This is a genomic window from Leclercia sp. LSNIH1, from assembly GCF_002902985.1.
Classification (GTDB): Bacteria; Pseudomonadota; Gammaproteobacteria; order Enterobacterales; family Enterobacteriaceae; genus Enterobacter.
In genome coordinates, this window is record NZ_CP026167.1 from 2,725,361 (window position 1) to 2,744,519 (window position 19,159).

Annotated in this window: 18 protein-coding genes; 13 read left to right on the top strand and 5 right to left on the bottom strand. The window is 57.8% G+C overall.

Annotated elements, in window-relative coordinates; genetic code table 11:
- Positions 1–26 precede the first annotated feature (26 nt).
- Complete coding sequence (murJ, locus tag C2U54_RS13445; protein ID WP_103179071.1) at positions 27–1,562, top strand: murein biosynthesis integral membrane protein MurJ; 1,536 nt, start codon at positions 27–29, stop codon at positions 1,560–1,562.
- A 55-nt stretch (positions 1,563–1,617) separates the two neighbouring features.
- Here murJ and flgN read toward each other — a convergent pair whose 3' ends face one another.
- The 3 genes from flgN to flgA form a co-directional block, all read right to left on the bottom strand.
- Positions 1,618–2,040: a flagella biosynthesis chaperone FlgN gene (gene flgN, locus C2U54_RS13450; RefSeq protein WP_103179072.1), complete on the bottom strand. Its 423-nt coding sequence runs from the start codon at positions 2,038–2,040 to the stop codon at positions 1,618–1,620.
- A gap of 7 nt (positions 2,041–2,047) precedes the next feature.
- Positions 2,048–2,335, bottom strand: a complete 288-nt coding sequence (flgM, locus tag C2U54_RS13455) for a flagellar biosynthesis anti-sigma factor FlgM (protein ID WP_103179073.1) — start codon at positions 2,333–2,335, stop codon at positions 2,048–2,050.
- Between the two features lie 94 nt (positions 2,336–2,429).
- The gene (flgA, locus tag C2U54_RS13460; protein WP_103179074.1) at positions 2,430–3,086 is read right to left on the bottom strand and encodes a flagellar basal body P-ring formation chaperone FlgA; all 657 of its coding nucleotides are present in this window, start codon (positions 3,084–3,086) and stop codon (positions 2,430–2,432) included.
- Between the two features lie 160 nt (positions 3,087–3,246).
- Between flgA and flgB the strand changes: the two genes are divergently transcribed.
- The 11 genes from flgB (at position 3,247) to flgL (ending at position 13,154) form a co-directional block, all read left to right on the top strand.
- The gene (gene flgB, locus C2U54_RS13465) at positions 3,247–3,666 is read left to right on the top strand and encodes a flagellar basal body rod protein FlgB (protein WP_103179075.1); all 420 of its coding nucleotides are present in this window, start codon (positions 3,247–3,249) and stop codon (positions 3,664–3,666) included.
- The gene (gene flgC / locus C2U54_RS13470; protein WP_103179076.1) at positions 3,666–4,070 is read left to right on the top strand and encodes a flagellar basal body rod protein FlgC; all 405 of its coding nucleotides are present in this window, start codon (positions 3,666–3,668) and stop codon (positions 4,068–4,070) included. Before flgB ends, flgC begins: the two co-directional genes overlap by 1 nt.
- An 11-nt stretch (positions 4,071–4,081) precedes the next feature.
- Positions 4,082–4,786, top strand: coding sequence for a flagellar hook assembly protein FlgD (gene flgD / locus C2U54_RS13475; protein ID WP_103179077.1), 705 nt, complete (start codon positions 4,082–4,084; stop codon positions 4,784–4,786).
- Positions 4,787–4,812: 26 nt separating this feature from the next.
- Positions 4,813–6,075 carry a flagellar hook protein FlgE gene (flgE, locus tag C2U54_RS13480; RefSeq protein ID WP_103179078.1) on the top strand — a complete coding sequence of 421 codons (1,263 nt, stop codon included), beginning with the start codon at positions 4,813–4,815 and terminating at the stop codon, positions 6,073–6,075.
- 20 nt (positions 6,076–6,095) lie between these two features.
- Positions 6,096–6,851, top strand: a complete 756-nt coding sequence (locus C2U54_RS13485) for a flagellar basal body rod protein FlgF (RefSeq protein ID WP_103179079.1) — start codon at positions 6,096–6,098, stop codon at positions 6,849–6,851.
- A gap of 11 nt (positions 6,852–6,862) precedes the next feature.
- Positions 6,863–7,645 carry a flagellar basal-body rod protein FlgG gene (flgG, locus tag C2U54_RS13490; protein ID WP_032617536.1) on the top strand — a complete coding sequence of 261 codons (783 nt, stop codon included), beginning with the start codon at positions 6,863–6,865 and terminating at the stop codon, positions 7,643–7,645.
- A gap of 57 nt (positions 7,646–7,702) precedes the next feature.
- The gene (gene flgH / locus C2U54_RS13495) at positions 7,703–8,401 is read left to right on the top strand and encodes a flagellar basal body L-ring protein FlgH (protein ID WP_039028917.1); all 699 of its coding nucleotides are present in this window, start codon (positions 7,703–7,705) and stop codon (positions 8,399–8,401) included.
- Between the two features lie 12 nt (positions 8,402–8,413).
- Positions 8,414–9,511 carry a flagellar basal body P-ring protein FlgI gene (locus tag C2U54_RS13500; RefSeq protein ID WP_103179080.1) on the top strand — a complete coding sequence of 366 codons (1,098 nt, stop codon included), beginning with the start codon at positions 8,414–8,416 and terminating at the stop codon, positions 9,509–9,511.
- A complete protein-coding gene (gene flgJ, locus C2U54_RS13505; RefSeq protein ID WP_103179081.1) occupies positions 9,511–10,464 on the top strand; it encodes a flagellar assembly peptidoglycan hydrolase FlgJ in 954 nt (317 codons plus the stop codon). Before C2U54_RS13500 ends, flgJ begins: the two co-directional genes overlap by 1 nt.
- Positions 10,465–10,539: 75 nt before the next feature.
- Complete coding sequence (gene flgK / locus C2U54_RS13510; RefSeq protein ID WP_103179082.1) at positions 10,540–12,186, top strand: flagellar hook-associated protein FlgK; 1,647 nt, start codon at positions 10,540–10,542, stop codon at positions 12,184–12,186.
- A 14-nt stretch (positions 12,187–12,200) separates the two neighbouring features.
- On the top strand, positions 12,201–13,154 hold the full coding sequence (gene flgL / locus C2U54_RS13515; protein ID WP_103179083.1) for a flagellar hook-associated protein FlgL: 954 nt from the start codon (positions 12,201–12,203) through the stop codon (positions 13,152–13,154).
- 78 nt (positions 13,155–13,232) lie between these two features.
- Here flgL and C2U54_RS13520 read toward each other — a convergent pair whose 3' ends face one another.
- Positions 13,233–14,447 (bottom strand): MFS transporter, encoded by a 1,215-nt coding sequence (locus tag C2U54_RS13520; RefSeq protein WP_103179084.1) that lies wholly within the window; start codon positions 14,445–14,447, stop codon positions 13,233–13,235.
- 109 nt (positions 14,448–14,556) lie between these two features.
- Here C2U54_RS13520 and C2U54_RS13525 point away from each other — a divergent pair, with 109 nt between their 5' ends.
- Positions 14,557–15,495: a LysR family transcriptional regulator gene (locus C2U54_RS13525; RefSeq protein WP_103179085.1), complete on the top strand. Its 939-nt coding sequence runs from the start codon at positions 14,557–14,559 to the stop codon at positions 15,493–15,495.
- 40 nt (positions 15,496–15,535) lie between these two features.
- Here C2U54_RS13525 and rne read toward each other — a convergent pair whose 3' ends face one another.
- The gene (gene rne, locus C2U54_RS13530; RefSeq protein ID WP_103179086.1) at positions 15,536–18,751 is read right to left on the bottom strand and encodes a ribonuclease E; all 3,216 of its coding nucleotides are present in this window, start codon (positions 18,749–18,751) and stop codon (positions 15,536–15,538) included.
- Positions 18,752–19,159 lie beyond the last annotated feature (408 nt).

Sequence of the window (19,159 nt, forward strand, 5' to 3'; positions counted from 1 at the left end):
GTTTCAGGTAGTGGAAGCTCACGTTAATGAACCTATTAAAATCGCTGGCCGCCGTCAGCTCGATGACCATGTTTTCGCGCGTGCTGGGTTTTGCGCGCGACGCCATTGTGGCGCGGGTCTTTGGCGCAGGGATGGCCACTGACGCCTTTTTTGTCGCGTTCAAACTGCCCAACCTGCTGCGTCGAATTTTTGCCGAAGGCGCCTTTTCCCAGGCGTTCGTGCCTATCCTCGCGGAATATAAAAGTAAGGAGGGTGAAGACGCCACCAGGGTCTTTGTCGCGTATGTGTCGGGGCTGTTGACCCTCGCGCTGGCCATCGTCACCGTGATTGGGATGCTGGCGGCGCCCTGGGTGATCATGGTGACCGCCCCCGGCTTTGCCGATACCGCCGACAAGTTTGCCCTGACTACGCAGCTGCTGCGCATCACCTTTCCTTATATACTGCTGATCTCCCTGGCGTCGCTGGTCGGAGCCATCCTCAACACCTGGAACCGCTTCTCGGTACCGGCCTTTGCGCCCACCTTCCTTAACGTCAGCATGATCGGCTTTGCGCTGTTTGCCGCGCCGCATTTCCATCCGCCAGTACTGGCGCTGGCCTGGGCTGTGACGGTAGGGGGGGTACTCCAGCTGGCGTATCAGCTGCCGCACCTGAAGAAAATCGGCATGCTGGTCCTGCCGCGCATTAACCTGCGCGATGCCGGCGCGATGCGCGTGGTGAAGCAGATGGGGCCGGCGATCCTTGGCGTGTCGGTGAGCCAGATTTCACTCATCATCAACACCATCTTCGCCTCCTTCCTCGTCTCCGGGTCGGTTTCCTGGATGTACTACGCCGATCGCCTGATGGAGTTTCCCTCCGGGGTGCTGGGGGTGGCGCTGGGCACCATTTTACTGCCTTCACTCTCCCGCAGTTTCGCCAGTGGCAACCATGACGAATATTGCCGCCTGATGGACTGGGGGTTACGCCTCTGCTTCCTGCTGGCGCTGCCAAGCGCTGTAGCGCTGGGGATCCTGGCGAAACCGCTCACCGTCTCCCTGTTCCAGTACGGTAAATTTACCGCCTTTGATGCTGCCATGACCCAGCGGGCGCTGATCGCCTATTCCGTGGGACTGATGGGCCTTATCGTGGTGAAAGTGCTGGCCCCGGGCTTCTATTCGCGCCAGGACATCAAAACCCCGGTGAAGATCGCCATTGTGACGCTGATTATGACCCAGGTGATGAACCTCGCATTTATCGGTCCGCTGAAGCATGCCGGTCTGTCGTTATCCATCGGTCTGGCGGCCTGTCTCAACGCCGGGCTGCTCTACTGGCAGCTGCGTAAGCAGCAGATCTTTACCCCACAGCCGGGCTGGTCGCGCTTCCTGCTGCGTCTGGTGATTGCGGTGCTGGTAATGGCGGCCGCGCTGGTGGGGATGCTCTACGTAATGCCGGACTGGTCGCTGGGCACCATGCCATATCGTCTGCTGCGCCTGATGGCGGTCGTGCTGGTGGGGGTAGTGGCCTACTTTGCCACCCTCGCGGTGCTGGGCTTTAAGGTGAAAGAGTTTGCCCGCCGCACGGCGTAATGCAAAAAAAGGGGAGCGCCTGTCGGTGCTCCCCATTCCTGTGGCTATCGCCTGATTAAATCGAAATTTTCTTTCCGCCGCTGCGTGAGCTGGCTGTCTGGCCATCGGCGCCATACAGTCCTGTCTCCTGATGCGGCTTAAGCACGGCAAGCGCCTGCTGGTTACGGAGGATCTGCCCTTCCAGTAACCACCCGTTGTGCTGATTCAGATCGCGCAGATGCTGCGTTTTTTCAGTAATAGTTTGCCAGCGTTCGACGACATCATCATTTGCACTATGGCGCGCGGATTGCTCGCTGCGTCGCTGCTGTTCAAGGTAGTCCAGCGTGGCCAGCAGTGAGCTTTTATCTTCTGTAATGCGCTGCAGCGCGCTGCCATGAACATTTCCGGCAGAGAGCTGCTGCTGTTCGGCGTCCATGACCGTTTTCAGGTCGTTCAACACGACCGTCATTTGATCCATTATTTCCGTCAGACGACTCATACAGTGGTTACTCTAAGAAACTTTGCGCATCCTGGATCAGCGCATCAGCGATTTTACTGGTATCCATTTTCAGCTCGCCATTGCGGATGGCGGTTTTCAGCGCTTCAACACGCTCCATGTTGATATCGTTGCTACCAGGCTGCATCAGTTTCGCCTGGGCATCGCTCAGCGTGACGCTGGTGCTGTTGGCGGTCGCCGATTTTTGCGGGCGAGTCTTTGCAGTGGCAGTGTCATTCATTTCGCGCGGTTGAACTGGGCTAACCGGCTTCAGGGGCGATGTACGATCAATGCTCATTATATTGTCCTCATCGAGGGTTCGCGGCGTTGGCGCCTGACATTATCATTAAGTTACTTCTATATCGGCAGCCGCCGCATAATCTTTAAAAAGATTATAGGTTAATCAGAATATTCCCATCAGAATCCACCGTTCCGCTCACCACCTGGCCCGAAGACATTCTCACCCGGGCGTTTTGCGCAACCGCCGCATTGTTTAGCGCCTGACCTTCACCGTTAACGCTAAAGCCGTCGCCGCTGGCGATAACCATCACCCGCTGCCCCGCTTTGATCCGCCAGGACTGACGCAGCATCGATAGCTGCAAAGGCTGCCCTGGCACCAGATCGCGCAGGCTGACGGCATTCTGCACCTGGTTAATGTCCAGGATGGCCCGGGGCGGAAGCTGATCCAGCCTGCCGCGCTTCACCGTAACGCTGTCCGGCTGCAGGGCGGCACCCCGGGGGATACTCCGGGACGCGACAACATAATCGCCCGTGGCCTGAACTGCAACCTGTATAAATCGTTTTTCATTGCCACATCGGGCGGTAACGCTGACGTTGCCCCACAGCTTCGTATTGCCGAGAACGCTGAATGCAGGCGTCTCGCACGAAGGACGCATGCTGGCTGGCGTGCGAACCTGCACCGAAACCTCATCGCTGAACCCCGCCAGCCGCTGGGCAAAAAATGTTGTCAGCTGGGCATCAAGATCCTGCGCCTGCGTGAGGGCGCTCCAGAGGAGCAGGGTTGCGGTGAAACCACGTTTGAGTGCCATATCGCCCGTTACCGTCGGTTTAATGATGAGCAGAATTCTACCTGTAGGGGTTTGCCATCAACGCAATAAATAGCGACGCATTTTGTGCTTATTCCGTCGATGAAGTAGACGGGGTGAGATTTAAGCTATCCACTGAAATTTTGCCATCAGCGGAGGAGACATGCTCGATAAACTCGACGCCGCGCTACGTTTTCAGCAGGAAGCGCTCAACTTACGCGCCCAGCGTCAGGAGATTCTGGCCGCCAATATCGCTAACGCCGACACCCCCGGGTTTCAGGCGCGCGATATCGATTTTTCCAGTGAATTAAAGAAAGTGATGGAGCGCGGTCGGGCCGAAAATAGCGGTGTCGCCCTTGCGCTGACGTCTGCACGCCACATTCCCGCACAGACCGTGACCACCCCGAGTATCGATTTACTTTATCGCATTCCCGATCAGCCATCCCTGGACGGTAACACCGTCGATATGGACCGGGAGCGTACGCAGTTCGCCGATAACAGCCTGCAGTACCAGATGGGGCTGACCGTTCTCGGCGGGCAGATTAAAGGCATGATGAATGTTCTGCAGGGAGGCAATGGTTAATGGCCTTACTCAATATCTTTGATATCGCGGGTTCAGCCCTGACCGCGCAATCGCAACGACTGAACGTCGCCGCCAGTAACCTGGCGAACGCCGACAGCGTGGCGGGTCCGGACGGGCAACCTTATCGCGCCAAACAGGTGGTGTTCCAGGTCGATGCGGCACCGGGCGCCGCAACCGGCGGGGTAAAAGTCGCCAGCGTAATTGAGAGCCAGGCACCGGACAAACTGGTCTACGAGCCGGGCAACCCGCTGGCCGACGCCAACGGCTACGTCAAAATGCCGAACGTGGATGTAGTGGGCGAGATGGTGAACACCATGTCAGCGTCCCGCAGCTACCAGGCCAACGTTGAAGTACTGAACACCGTGAAGAGCATGATGCTTAAAACGCTCACTCTGGGCCAGTAAAGGAGAGATCAATGTCCATTGCAGTCAATGTCAATGACAGGTCGAGTGCCACAGGCGTCAGCGGCACCACCGGCAACAGTTCGCTTACCGGCAGCAACGCGTCCGATCTGCAAAGCAGCTTCCTGACGCTGCTGGTCGCACAGCTGAAAAACCAGGATCCAACCAACCCGATGCAGAACAACGAACTGACCACGCAGCTTGCGCAGATCAGTACGGTGAGCGGCATCGAGAAACTGAACACCACGTTGGGTTCTATTTCCGGGCAGCTCGACAGCAGCCAGTCGATGCAGGCCAGCACGCTGATTGGGCATGGCGTGATGATCCCGGGCTCCACCATTCTGGCAGGCAGTAGCAGCACCGACGGCACCAGCACCACCTCCACCACGCCGTTTGGTGTTGAGCTGCAGCAGAGCGCCGATAAAGTGACCGCCACCATCACCGACAGGAACGGTGCGGTGGTTCGTACCATTGATATCGGCGAACTGAAAGCGGGAGTACACACCTTTACCTGGGACGGCACGATGACCGACGGCAGCAGTGCGCCAAATGGTTCCTATAACGTTGCCATCTCCGCCAGCAGCGGCAGTACGCAGCTGGTGGCCCAGCCACTGCAGTTCGCGATGGTGCAGGGTGTGATCCGCAGCAGCAACGGTAACACGCTGGATCTGGGGACTTACGGTACAACTACGCTCGACGAAGTTCGGCAGATTATATAAGCCTTAACCTTTATCAGGAGTAACAAATGGCCTTTTCACAAGCGGTCAGCGGCCTGAATGCTGCAGCCACTAACCTCGACGTCATTGGTAACAACATTGCCAACTCCGCGACCTATGGCTTTAAGTCTGGTAGCGCGTCGTTCGCAGATATGTTCGCCGGTTCCAAAGTCGGTCTGGGCGTAAAAGTCGCCGGGATCACTCAGGACTTCAGCGACGGTACCACCACTAATACCGGTCGTGGTCTGGACGTGGCGATCAGCCAGAACGGTTTCTTCCGTATGCTCGACAGCAACGGTTCCGTCTATTACAGCCGTAACGGCCAGTTCAGCCTGGACGAAAACCGCAACCTGGTAAACATGCAGGGTCTGCAGGTGACCGGCTATCCGGCAGCGGGTAGCCCGCCAACGGTACAGACCGGCGCGAACCCGCAGCCGATCACCATTCCTAACAATCTGATGGCCGCTAAAGCGACCAGCACCGCAGCCCAGCAGATCAACCTGAACTCCACGGACAGCGTGCCTAACATCCCGTTTGACGTGACCAGTGCCAACCCGGATTCAGACAGCTTCAACAAGAAAGGCACCATCACCGTCTATGACAACCAGGGTAACGCCCACAACATGTATGTCTACTACGTGAAAATGGCGGACAACAAGTGGGATCTCTACACCCAGGACGGTAGCGCCGCGAACGGCCAGATCACCAAATCTGCCCAGATGAGCTTCGACCCCAACGGCAACCTGGAAGGGATCTATAACTACAGCCCAGCCGGTGTTTTGAGTGCGACGCCAAACGCCAATCCGGCCATTAACGTGACCACCGATCCGCTGAGCGGCGCGCTGCCGGTGACCTTCTCCCTGAGCTTCCTGAACTCCATGCAGCAGAACACCGGGGCGAACAACATCGTGGCGACCAACCAGAACGGCTACAAGCCGGGCGACCTGGTGAGCTATCAGATCAACGACGACGGTACCGTGGTAGGTAACTACTCCAACGAACAGAACCAGGTGCTGGGTCAGATCGTACTGGCAAACTTCGCCAACAACGAAGGTCTGCAGTCTGAGGGGAACAACGTCTGGTCTGCCACGCAGTCTTCAGGCGTGGCGCTGCTGGGCACCGCCGGTTCCGGTAACTTCGGTACCCTGACCAACGGCGCGCTGGAAGCCTCCAACGTCGACCTGAGTAAAGAGCTGGTCAATATGATCGTCGCGCAGCGTAACTATCAGTCGAACGCGCAGACCATCAAAACCCAGGATCAGATCCTCAACACGCTGGTTAACCTCCGCTAAGTGGCTGACGGGATAGCTTAATGGATCACGCAATATATACCGCGATGGGCGCCGCCAGTCAGACGCTCAATCAGCAGGCCGTCACCGCCAGCAACCTGGCGAACGCTTCGACGCCGGGCTTTCGCGCGCAGCTCAATGCGATGCGCGCCGTCCCGGTGGAAGGGCTCTCCCTGCCGACGCGTACGCTGGTGACCGCCTCCACCCCGGGAGCCGATATGACGCCCGGGCAGATGGATTACACCTCGCGCCCGCTTGATGTGGCGCTGCAGCAGGACGGCTGGCTGGCGGTTCAGACCGCAGACGGCGGCGAAGGCTACACCCGTAACGGGAACATCCAGGTGGACGCGGTCGGGCAACTGACCATCCAGGGACGTCCGGTTATTGGTGAAGGTGGCCCGATCACCGTGCCGGAAGGCTCGGAGATCACCATCGCGGCCGACGGCACCATCTCCGCCCTGAACCCGGGCGATCCGCCAAACACCGTCGCGCCGGTTGGCCGCCTGAAGCTGGTAAAAGCCGAAGGTTTTGAAGTGCAGCGTGGCGACGACGGCATGTTCCGTCTGACCCAGGCGGCGCAGGCTACCCGTGGCGCAACGTTACAGGCTGACCCGACCATTCGCGTCATGTCTGGCGTGCTGGAAGGCAGTAACGTTAAGCCAGTAACCGCGATGACCGACATGATCGCCAGCGCCCGCCGTTTTGAAATGCAGATGAAGGTGATTTCCAGCGTTGATGAAAACGCCAGTCGCGCCAACCAACTGCTGTCAATGAGTTAACAGGACTACTTATGATCAGTTCTTTATGGATCGCGAAAACCGGCCTCGACGCGCAGCAAACCAATATGGATGTCATCGCCAACAACCTGGCGAACGTCAGCACCAATGGGTTTAAGCGTCAGCGTGCGGTTTTCGAAGATTTGCTTTATCAAACCATTCGCCAGCCAGGGGCACAGTCGTCTGAACAGACTACGCTGCCTTCCGGTCTGCAGATTGGTACCGGTGTTCGCCCGGTAGCGACTGAACGTCTGCACAGCCAGGGCAACCTCTCCCAGACCAACAACAGCAAAGACGTGGCGATCAAGGGCCAGGGCTTCTTCCAGGTTCAGCTCCCGGACGGGACCTCTGCCTATACCCGTGACGGTTCGTTCCAGGTGGATCAGAACGGCCAGCTGGTGACCGCGGGCGGTTTCCAGGTGCAGCCGGCGATCACCATTCCGGCGAACGCCCTGAGCATTACCATCGGGCGTGACGGGATCGTGAGCGTGACCCAGCAGGGCCAGGCTGCGCCGGTGCAGGTTGGCCAGCTTAACCTGACCACCTTTATGAACGACACCGGTCTGGAAAGTATCGGTGAAAACCTGTACATCGAAACCCAGTCCTCCGGCGCACCGAACGAGAGCACGCCGGGTCTGAACGGTTCAGGTCTGCTGTATCAGGGGTATGTGGAAACCTCAAACGTCAACGTCGCGGAAGAGCTGGTGAATATGATCCAGGTTCAACGCGCGTACGAAATTAACAGTAAAGCAGTGTCGACGACCGACCAGATGCTGCAGAAACTGACGCAACTCTAAGGTGTAGCCCGGTGCGGTTCACGCCGCACCGGCTCCCTGTTTTCGAAGATGAAGGCAATGCAAAAACACGCGGCGATTCGTTATCCCATAGTGACTCTCCTGGCCGTTACCCTCAGCGGTTGCGCCTGGGTTCCGTCTCAACCTTTGGTGCAGGGTGCGACTTCCGCCCAACCCATTCCTGGCCCGACGCCGGTAGTGAATGGCTCAATTTTCCAGACCGCGCAGCCGATTAACTACGGTTATCAGCCGCTGTTTGAAGACCGTCGCCCACGTAATATCGGCGATACGCTGACCATCCAGCTACAGGAAAACGTCAGCGCCAGTAAGAGCTCGTCGGCGAATGCCAGCCGCGACGGGAAAACCAATTTTGGCTTCGACACTGTGCCACGCTATCTCGAAGGACTCTTCGGTAACGCGCGCGCCGATGCCGAGGCGTCTGGCGGCAACTCCTTTAACGGTAAAGGCGGCGCCAATGCCAGCAACACCTTTAGCGGCACGTTGACGGTAACCGTCGACCAGGTGCTGGCGAACGGCAATTTACATGTAGTGGGTGAAAAACAGATCGCCATCAACCAGGGCACGGAATTCATTCGCTTCTCCGGTGTGGTTAACCCTCGCACCATCAGTGGCTCCAACACCGTACCGTCCACTCAGGTGGCCGATGCGCGCATTGAGTATGTCGGCAACGGCTACATCAATGAGGCGCAGAATATGGGCTGGTTGCAGCGTTTCTTCCTTAACTTATCACCGATGTAATCGAGGTGACCTATGTTTAAATCCCTCTTCGGGTTCCTGCTGGTGCTGGTGGCAACATGTGCCCAGGCTGACCGTATTCGCGATCTCACAAGCGTACAGGGTGTGCGGGAAAACTCACTGATCGGTTACGGTCTGGTTGTGGGGCTTGACGGGACGGGTGACCAGACCACCCAGACGCCGTTCACGACCCAGAGTCTGAATAATATGCTCTCCCAGCTCGGCATCACGGTGCCCGCCGGGACCAACATGCAGCTGAAAAACGTGGCGGCGGTAATGGTCACCGCCTCTTTCCCGGCCTTTGCGCGCCAGGGGCAAACCATCGACGTGGTGGTCTCCTCCATGGGGAATGCGAAAAGCCTGCGCGGCGGGACTCTGCTGATGACCCCCCTGAAAGGGGTAGATAGCCAGGTGTATGCCCTGGCGCAGGGTAACATCCTTGTCGGCGGGGCGGGTGCCTCCGCAGGCGGCAGCAGCGTGCAGGTCAACCAGCTTAACGGCGGCCGTATTACCAACGGGGCGGTTATTGAGCGTGAACTGCCGACCCAGTTCGGCAGCGGCAACACCATTAACCTGCAGCTGAATAATGACGACTTCACTATGGCGCAGCAGATTGCGGACACCATCAACCGCAACCGCGGCTACGGCAGCGCTACCGCGCTGGATGCCCGCACCGTGCAGATCCGCGTCTCCAGCGGCGGCAGTAACCAGGTGCGTCTGCTGGCGGATATCCAGAATATGGAAGTGAACGTCACGCCGCAGGATGCCAAAGTGATCATCAACTCCCGCACCGGCTCGGTGGTGATGAACCGTGAGGTGACGCTGGATAGCTGTGCCGTGGCGCAGGGCAACCTGTCGGTGACCGTCAACCGCTCGGCTAACGTCAGCCAGCCAGATACGCCGTTTGGCGGCGGTGAAACGGTGGTGACGCCGCAGACCCAAATCGATTTGCGTCAGAGCGGCGGCTCGCTGCAGAGCGTGCGCTCCAGCGCCAACCTGAACAACGTGGTACGTGCCCTGAACGCGCTGGGCGCCACCCCGATGGATCTGATGTCGATTCTGCAATCCATGCAGAGCGCGGGCTGCCTGCGCGCCAAACTGGAAATTATCTGATGCTGACCGATAGCAAACTGCTGAGCAGCGCGGCCTGGGATACCCAGTCGCTCAACGAACTGAAGTCTAAAGCGGGTAAAGATCCGGCGGGCAATATCCGCCCGGTTGCCCGCCAGGTGGAGGGGATGTTTGTCCAGATGATGCTGAAAAGCATGCGTGAAGCCCTGCCAAAAGATGGCATCTTCAGCAGCGATTCCACGCGTCTGTACACCAGCATGTATGACCAGCAGATTTCGCAGCAGATGACTGCCGGTAAAGGGTTAGGACTTGCCGATGTGATCGTTAAGCAGATGGCGGCCGCGCAGGGCGTGCCGCCAGAAGAGGCACCGCAGCAGGTGCCGATGAAGTTCGATCTGGAAAGGGTCACCAGCTATCAAAACCAGGCTCTGACGCAGATGGTGCGTAAAGCGGTGCCGAAGGTGCCTGAGAGCAATGATGAACCCCTTACCGGCGACAGCAAAGACTTCCTGGCGCAGCTCTCCCTGCCGGCGCGTCTCGCCAGCCAGCAGAGCGGGGTGCCGCATCACCTGATCCTCGCCCAGGCGGCGCTGGAGTCGGGCTGGGGGCAACGGCAGATCCGTCGTGAGAACGGTGAGCCGAGCTTTAACATCTTTGGGGTGAAGGCCTCGGGGAGCTGGAAAGGGCCGACTACCGAGATCACCACCACCGAGTATGAAAACGGCGAAGCGAAGAAGATCAAAGCCAAATTCCGCGTCTACAGCTCCTATCTCGAGGCACTTTCAGACTATGTCGGCCTGTTGAGTCGTAACCCGCGCTATGCGGCAGTGACCCAGGCCGCGACGGCAGAGCAGGGTGCGCAGGCGTTGCAGAACGCGGGCTATGCCACCGATCCACAGTATGCCCGCAAGCTGACCAGCATGATCCAGCAGCTGAAAGCGATGGGTGAAAAAGTCAGCAAAGCCTACAGCAACGATATCGAAAATCTGTTCTGAAAGTTCTCAAGTCCGGCTGGGGCCTGCCGATAATCTCCAGCAGGACTCGTGTCTGAAAGTATAAAAGGAACCTCCATGTCCAGTTTGATCAACAGCGCCATGAGTGGCCTCAGTGCAGCACAGGCTGCGCTGAATACCGCCAGTAATAACATTTCGAGCTACAACGTGACGGGCTATACCCGTCAGACGACGGTGCTGAGTGCCTCAAACAGCACGCTGACGGGCGGCGGTTGGGTTGGCAACGGCGTGTATGTCTCTGGGGTACAACGCGAATATGATGCATTCATTACCAACCAGCTGCGCACCGCGCAGAACCAGAGCAGTGCCCTGACGACCCGCTACCAGCAGATGTCCAAAATTGACGACATTCTCTCTGGCAGCACCAACAGCCTGGCGACCACCCTGCAGGGTTTCTTTACCAGTCTGCAGACTCTGGTGAGCAACGCCGAAGATCCGGCGGCGCGCCAGACGGTACTGGGCAAGGCTGATGGTCTGGTGAACCAGTTCAAGGTGAACGATCAGTATCTGCGGGATCAGGATAAGCAGATCAACACCGCCATCGGTACCAGCGTTGATCAGATCAACAACTACGCTAAACAGATTGCCAACCTGAACGATCAGATTTCCCGCCTGACCGGCGTGGGTGCGGGCGCATCCCCGAACAATCTGCTCGACCAGCGTGACCAGCTGGTGAGCGAGCTGAACCAGATCGTGGGGGTTGAAGTCTCCGTTCAGGATAGCGGCACCTATAACGTCTCCTTTGGCAATGGCTACAACCTGGTTCAGGGCAGCACCGCTAATCAGCTGGCGGCCGTGAAGTCGAGCGCCGATCCATCCCGCACTACGGTGGCGTTTGTTGACGGCACCTCGGGCCCCGTAGCGATCCCGGAAAAACTGCTGACCAGCGGCTCTCTGGGCGGCATGTTGACTTTCCGTACCCAAGAGCTCGACGCGGCACGTAACACTCTTAACCAGCTGGCGCTCTCTTTCGCTAACGAGATGAACAGCCAACACGCAAAGGGCTTTGATCCAGAAGGTAACGCTGGCGGTGAGTTTTTTAAAATTGGTGCTCCCGCGGTACTGGGAAACACCAAAAATACCGGCTCGGCCTCCGTCACTGCCGCCATTAACGTGGCAGACAGCGCTAAAGTACAGGCTACCGACTACAAGATGGAGTTTGACGGCGGCAGCTGGAAGATCACCCGCCTCTCGGATAAAACCACGGTTAAGCCAGTTGATGACGGCAAAGGTAACTTGTCCTTTGATGGCCTGACGGTGAACGTATCGGGCACGGCGAATAACAAAGACAGCTTTATCGTTAAGCCTGTCGTCAATGCCATCGTCAATATGGATGTGGCGATTAGCGATGAGTCTAAACTGGCGCTGGCGTCTGACGCCACCGGCGGTGAAAGCGATAACCGCAACGGCCAGGCGCTGCTGGATCTGCAAAGTAGCAAAGTGGTCGGCGGCAATAAAACCTTTAATGATGCCTACGCCTCGCTGGTCAGTACCGTCGGCAGCAAAACCGCGACGCTGAAAACCAGCAGCACCACCCAGGCAAACGTGACGACGCAGCTGAGCAACCAGCAGCAGTCGATCTCCGGGGTTAACCTCGATGAAGAGTATGGCAACCTCCAGCGCTACCAGCAGTACTACCTGGCCAATGCCCAGGTGCTGCAAACTGCCAGCACGCTCTTTGACGCGTTAATCAATATTCGCTAAGGCCGAGGTGAACGATGCGTATTAGCACCCAGATGATGTACCAGCAGAACATGCGTGGGATCACCGACTCCCAGAGCAAGTGGCTGAGCTACGGTGAGCAGATGTCCACCGGTAAACGTGTTAACCGTCCTTCTGACGATCCTATCGCTGCGTCTCAGGCGGTAGTATTGTCCCAGGCGCAGGCGCAAAACAGCCAGTATACGCTGGCCCGCTCTTTTGCCTCCCAGCGAGTCGGGCTGGAAGAGAGCGTTCTGGGCCAGGTGACCACTGCGCTGCAATCAGCACAGGATAAAATTGTTTATGCCGGAAACGGCTCTCTGAGTGATAACGACCGCAGTTCCATTGCCACCGATTTGCAGGGTATCCGCGATCAGCTGTTGAACCTGGCAAACAGTACCGATGGCAACGGACGCTATATTTTTGCCGGTTATAAAACGGATGCTCCGGCATTCGATCAGGCAACCGGAAAGTATGATGGCGGCGACACGCCGATCAGGCAGCAGGTCGATTCCGCGCGTAACATGCAGATCAGCCATACCGGCCTGGAAGTGTTTGAATCTTTCACCAGCAATGCCGCGCCAGAACCTGATGGCTCTGCCCCGGAAAAGAATTTGTTCAAAATCCTGGATAACGTGATTGCGGCTTTGAAAACGCCAGTCAGCGGCGATCAGGGCAAGAGTGATCAACTGACTCTGGACATTGATAAAGCAAACCGCGGATTACGTAATTCCCTTGATAACGTGCTGACAGTGCGCGCTGACCTGGGCACCAAACTGACTGAACTCGATGCACTCGATACGCTGGGCAGTGACCGGGCGTTAGGCCAGACCCAGCAGATGAGCGACCTGGTGGACGTTGACTGGAACTCGGCTATCTCATCTTATGTGATGCAGCAGGCGGCGCTTCAGGCATCTTATAAAGCATTCAGCGATATGCAGGGTATGTCTCTGTTCCAGTTGAATAAATAACTGACTTGACCTTTAGAACATGGCTTGAAACTGGTTATGTTCTGTATGCCCAATCCGTTTTGCGGATTGGGCTTTTTTTCAGGAATTTTGCAGGGCCGATGAGCGGGTGCGGACGTTTTCAGTCATACGGATAATCAGCGCCACGCCTGCTGTAAGGGTCGCCAGCGCAATAACGCCCGGCCAACCGGCCATGGTATAGAGCTGACTGCCGAGCGCGGAACCTAACGCCATCCCGATAAACACACCGGTAAAGAGCAGAGCGTTCAGACGGCCACGGGCCTGGGGCTCAAGGCTATAAACCAGGTTCTGGTGAGCCACCAGGCTCGACTGCAGACCGAGATCAAAACCTACCGCGGCAACGGCAATCAGGATCAGCTGGCCCTGTACACCTAATGCCGGCATGAAAAACATCAGGGCGAAGGAGACGGTTACCAGCGCGGCACCCAGCTGAGTGACTTTACCAGCGCCCAGTTTATCCGCCAGACCGCCAGCGAGTGGCGCGGCCAGAGCGCCTGCGGCACCGGCAATGCCATAGCCACCGGCAACGGCGCTGCCAAGACCGTAGTGTTCCATCAGCATCACCGCGAGGGTAGACCAGAAGGCGCTAAAGGCGATGGAGAGAAAACCCTGTGCCAGTGCGGCGCGGCGCAGAGCGGGGTAGCGACGCCACAGGTGTGCCATGGAGCGCATCAGCTGCGGATAACGCAGGTTCGACGGCACCGCGAAGCGGGGCAGAATAAACCACATTACGGCGGCGAGGATCGCAATACTGCCTGCCGCCAGCTGGTACATCACGCGCCAGCCAAAAGCTTCACCTACCACGCCGCTCACCGTACGGGAAAGCAGGATCCCCAGTAACAGGCCGGTCATCACCGTACCGACGGTTTTCCCCTGTTTACCCTCCGGGGCGAGGATCGCCGCAGCCGGAACGATATCCTGCGCCATGGTGGCGGTCATCCCAATCAGCAGGCTGACCAGCAGCAGGGAATGCATCTGAGCCGTCAGGCTACAGGCCAAAAGTAGCAATGCCAGCGCGATGCTTTTCACCACAATCAGGGTGCGGCGGTCATAGCGATCGCCAAGCGGCAGCAGGAAGAGGATCCCCAGCGCATAGCCTGCCTGCGTCAGGGTGGGCACCATCCCCATCCCTTCAATACTGAGATGCAAATCTGCGCCCATCAGCGGCAGTAGCGGCTGAGCATAATAGATGGCGGCGACGCTAAAGCCCGCGCCGATGGCAAGGATGAAAATTACCCAACGGCTGACGGCTGGGCTCAGGGTACTGGAGTTCATATGCAGTTCCTCATTTCGGGTGTGTCGCTATTCTTTATCACCACGCCTTGCGGTGGTAGCGGGCCCGGTGTTAAAACACTTATACGTGTAACGTATAACCGGATTAAAAATGAAACGTTCGGAACGTATAGACCGGGTAGAGCTGATGCGTACTTTTGTGCGCATCGTGGAGACGGGCTCTCTTTCTGCCGCAGCGGTGCAGATGGCGACCAGCCAGGCCACCGTCAGCCGTCGTCTGCAATCACTGGAGACGCTGCTGGGCGTGCGCCTGATCCTGCGAACGACACACGCCATGAAGCTGACGGATGACGGCGAACGCTGCTATCAACATGCCCGGCGGGTCATTGACAGCTGGTACGCGCTGGAGGATGAAGTCGGGCAAACAGAAGATGAGCCGGTCGGGGTGCTTCGCGTGCGTGCGCCGCATGCCTTTGGACAGGAGCAGTTGCTGGAGCCATTAACGGCGTTCCTGCTGCGCTATCCACGACTCAATGTGGAGTGGATGCTCAACGACCGCTCGGCTGATTTTTTAAGTGACAATATCGACTGCGCTATCCGGGTAGGGGCGGAGATCGACCCGGCTACGGTGTCGGTATTGCTGGCCGAGGTGCCGCGCAGCATTGTGGCGTCACCCGAGCTGCTGGCACGGTTTGCGCCAGTAGAAAAACCGGAAGATCTCTCCGCACTGCCCTGGGTGGCGCTCAATACTTTTTATCGTCAGCATGTTGAACTGTTCAGTGCGGAAGCCGCACAACCGCTGCGGGTGGCTATCTCCCCGCGCTTGAGTACCGACAGCCTCTACGTAGCGCGTAAAAGCGCGCTCACCGGGCTGGGTGTTGCCGTGGTCTCAAGCTGGACTGTCGAAGCGGATATCTGTGAGGGCAGGCTGATTCATCTGGTGCCTGACTGGCAGCCCGCCGCGTTGCCGGTTCATCTTGTCTATCCCTGGTCTCGCTACTATCCGGCGCGACTGCGTCGTTTTCTGGAGATGATGAGAGAGGTGATGCCTGAAATCGCAGGGATGCGCAGGCCAGAACAGAGGCAATAAAAAAGCCGACCCGAAGGTCGGCTTTTGCGCTTAAGCAGGCTTATTCAGCCGGCTGTGGGCGCGTGGCTGGCGCAGTGGCGTGATGGGTGGCGCTGTGCCCCCCCGCAGAGCCTTTACCGTCAAATTCAAATGCCGGACGTACCCAGTCACTCTGGCGCGGCGCTTCCGGAACATATTCCGGTGCCGGCGCACGGGTCATCGGAGCCGTCGCGTGATGGGCTTCAGCGTGAACCTGAGCGGCTGGCGCTGGCTTCACTGCAGGAACCGGCTTCACTTCTGGCTCGTCGACGTGAGCGACGTCAGTGACTTCAGGTTCCACTTCAGCGGCCTCAACCGGTTCAACATCGATTTCAATCTCAGGTTGAACTTCCGTTTCTACTTCAACTTCCACGACCGGCTGCGGCTCGACGGCTGCTTCGGTGGTTTCAGTCGTTTCAACGGCAGCGGCTTGTTCGACAGCAGGTTCAGCTACGGCAGCGTCCTCTGCAATCTGCTTCGCGACGACCGCATCGTCAGGAGTGACGATCTGCGGCTGTTCTGTCACTGGCGCAGCAATCACTTCCGGATGTGAAGTTTCAACTTCAGCCACCTGCGGCTCTGGGATCACAACGGCAGCAGCGTCAGCGATCGCTTCAACTTCGACTGGCGCAACAGGGAGCGCAGTTTCCTGAGCGACGGTCTGCTCTTCAAACTGTGGCTCCTGAGGGCGAGCTACCGGATAACGGATCCAGGCTTTACCTGATGCCATTTCTGGGGAGGCACAGGCAATAGCCAGCGGCATTGGCGACTGCAGCGGATAACGCTCGTCACGATAACGACGGCGACGCTGACCACTCACGCGCAGGTGACGCGGAGAGCGGCGTGAACGGCGCGGCATGCCGGCGTTTTCACGGCCTTCAGCATTTTCTTCCTGCTCAGGTGCGTTTTCAATCACCGCAGGCAGATCAACTTTAGCCAGCTCGGTACGCTGTGCAGGCTCGGCCTGTGGTGCGATCGCTTCAACCGCAGCTTCTTCAGCCTGAGACTGGAAACGCACTTTCTGGTTCATCTGACGCTGCTTACGGCGCGGCATCACCTGAACGCGTTCTTCCTGTTCAGTATCCTGAGCGGTCTCTTCGTCGCGATTCAGCGCTTTAACTTCCTGCTGGGCCTGACGTTTGTCATCGTTACGACGACGGTTACGTTCGCGGCGCGGCTGCTGCTCATCACGTTGTCTGCCTTTATCAGACTCTTCGCTGACCGGCTGGCGAATTTCACGCTCTTCCGCGTTCTGCTGCGGCTTCTCGCGGCGGTTGCGACGGTTTTCGTCACGTCCTTCACGGCGCTCGCGACCTTCGCGGTTATCACGATTGTCACGGCTTTCGCTGCCTTCACGGCCTTCGTTGCTCTCTGAACGGTTATCGCGGCGCTCATTGCGGTCACGACGGTTGTTCTGACGCTTACGACGATCCGGGGAACGCTCCTGTTTCTCTTCTTTCTTCTCAACCGGTGCCGGGGCAGGCTGCGGCTCTTCACCCGCGAACATCTTCTTCAGCGCACTGAGGAAGCGGCTCAGCAGACCAGGCTGTTCAGCCGGTTGGCTCACTTCTGCCGCCGGTTTGGCTGCAGGTTTAGCCGCCACGGTCTCCTGCGCTGGCGCAGGCGGTGCTTCTGGCATCACAAACGCTGCCAGTGCAGGCTGTTCAGGCAGTTTACGCTCTGAGTACTCTTCCTCGGACGGCAGCGCCATCGCCTCTTCATGCAGCTTAGGCAGCATGTAGCTCAGGGTGGAGGTCTCTTCGCCTTTGCGCACGCGCAGCACGGAGTAGTGCGGGGTCTGCATCTGATCGTTAGGCACGATCACGCAGCGTACACCGCCCAGACGGGCTTCGATCGCACTTACCGCGGCACGTTTTTCGTTCAGCAGGTAGGAGGCAATCGGCACAGGCACAATGGCGTGAACTTCTTTGGTGTTCTCTTTCAGCGCCTCTTCTTCGATAAGACGCAGGATAGAGAGGGACAGCGATTCGTTGTCACGCACGGTGCCGGTACCGCTACAGCGTGGGCAGACGTGGTGGCTGGATTCACCCAGTGACGGGCTCAGACGCTGGCGGGACATCTCCAGCAGGCCAAAACGGGAAATATGGCTGATCTGGATACGTGCACGATCCTGACGCACCGCTTCACGCAGGCGGTTTTCCACCGCGCGCTGGTGACGTACCGGCGTCATGTCGATGAAGTCGATAACGATCAGGCCGCCCAGGTCACGCAGACGCAGCTGGCGGGCAATCTCATCGGCCGCTTCCAGGTTGGTGTTGAAGGCCGTCTCTTCGATATCGCCACCGCGGGTTGCACGGGCGGAGTTGATGTCGATGGCGGTCAGCGCTTCGGTGCTGTCGATAACGATAGAACCACCGGATGGCAGACGGACTTCACGCTGGAAGGCGGATTCAATCTGCGATTCAATCTGGTAGTGGCTGAACAGCGGGATCTCACCGGTGTACAGTTTGATTTTGCTGGTGAAATCGGGACGACCCAGCGCAGCGATATGCTGGCGGGCCAGCTCAAGCACTTTCGGGTTATCAATCAGAATTTCGCCAATGTCCTGACGCAGATAGTCGCGGAAGGCACGCACGATAACGTTGCTTTCCTGGTGGATCAGGAACGGAGCAGGGCGGCTTTCAGCGGCTTTCTGAATCGCTTCCCAGTGCTTCAGACGGAAGCCCAGGTCCCACTGCAGCGCTTCGGCAGATTTGCCCACGCCTGCGGTACGGACAATCAGACCCATGCCGTCTGGCAGCTCCAGGCTTGCCAGCGCCTCTTTCAGTTCGGTACGGTCGTCCCCTTCGATACGGCGAGAGATACCTCCCGCACGCGGGTTGTTTGGCATCAGCACGAGGTAGCTGCCTGCCAGGCTGATAAAGGTTGTCAGTGCAGCGCCTTTGTTGCCGCGCTCTTCTTTATCAATCTGGACAATAACTTCCTGACCTTCGCGCAGAACATCTTTGATGTTAGGACGGCCATGGGCATTATAGTTGGAAGGGAAGTACTCGCGAGCGATCTCTTTCAGCGGGAGGAAACCATGACGCTCGGCACCGTAATCGACAAATGCGGCTTCAAGGCTGGGTTCAATGCGGGTGATTTTGCCTTTGTAAATGTTCGCTTTTTTCTGTTCGTGTCCGGGACTTTCGATATCCAGATCGTACAGACGCTGCCCATCCACAAGGGCGACACGCAACTCTTCTTGCTGAGTTGCGTTGATTAACATTCTTTTCATCGTAACTTACTCATTATTCTTACATTGACGACTAAGCTGCGGGCAAGGTGACGCTTTCCGGGGTATGAACCGATGGCCTCGTGTCTATTCACGTCGCCAACCTCACGGTTGTCGCTCGCTTAAGAGGCGCAAAGTGTCGGTTGCCTGTATTTCATACGGAAATACAGCGCGATTATCAGGGGAATAGCCTGGGTAAAACTCTCCAGAGAAGATTCCATTTACCGGTAAGTACTGCAACCCGCAGCCCGCTAACTGTCTGAAAGATCAATACGTCTTACGCCATTGCTGCGTGGATGATCGGTCAGACAAAATTGGTCATTCCGTCGAGATCCTTACAAAACCCGGATTTAACGCGGAAAACAGCAGCATTATTCCATTGCTAACCGGGTTATAGCAAGATGACTTTTG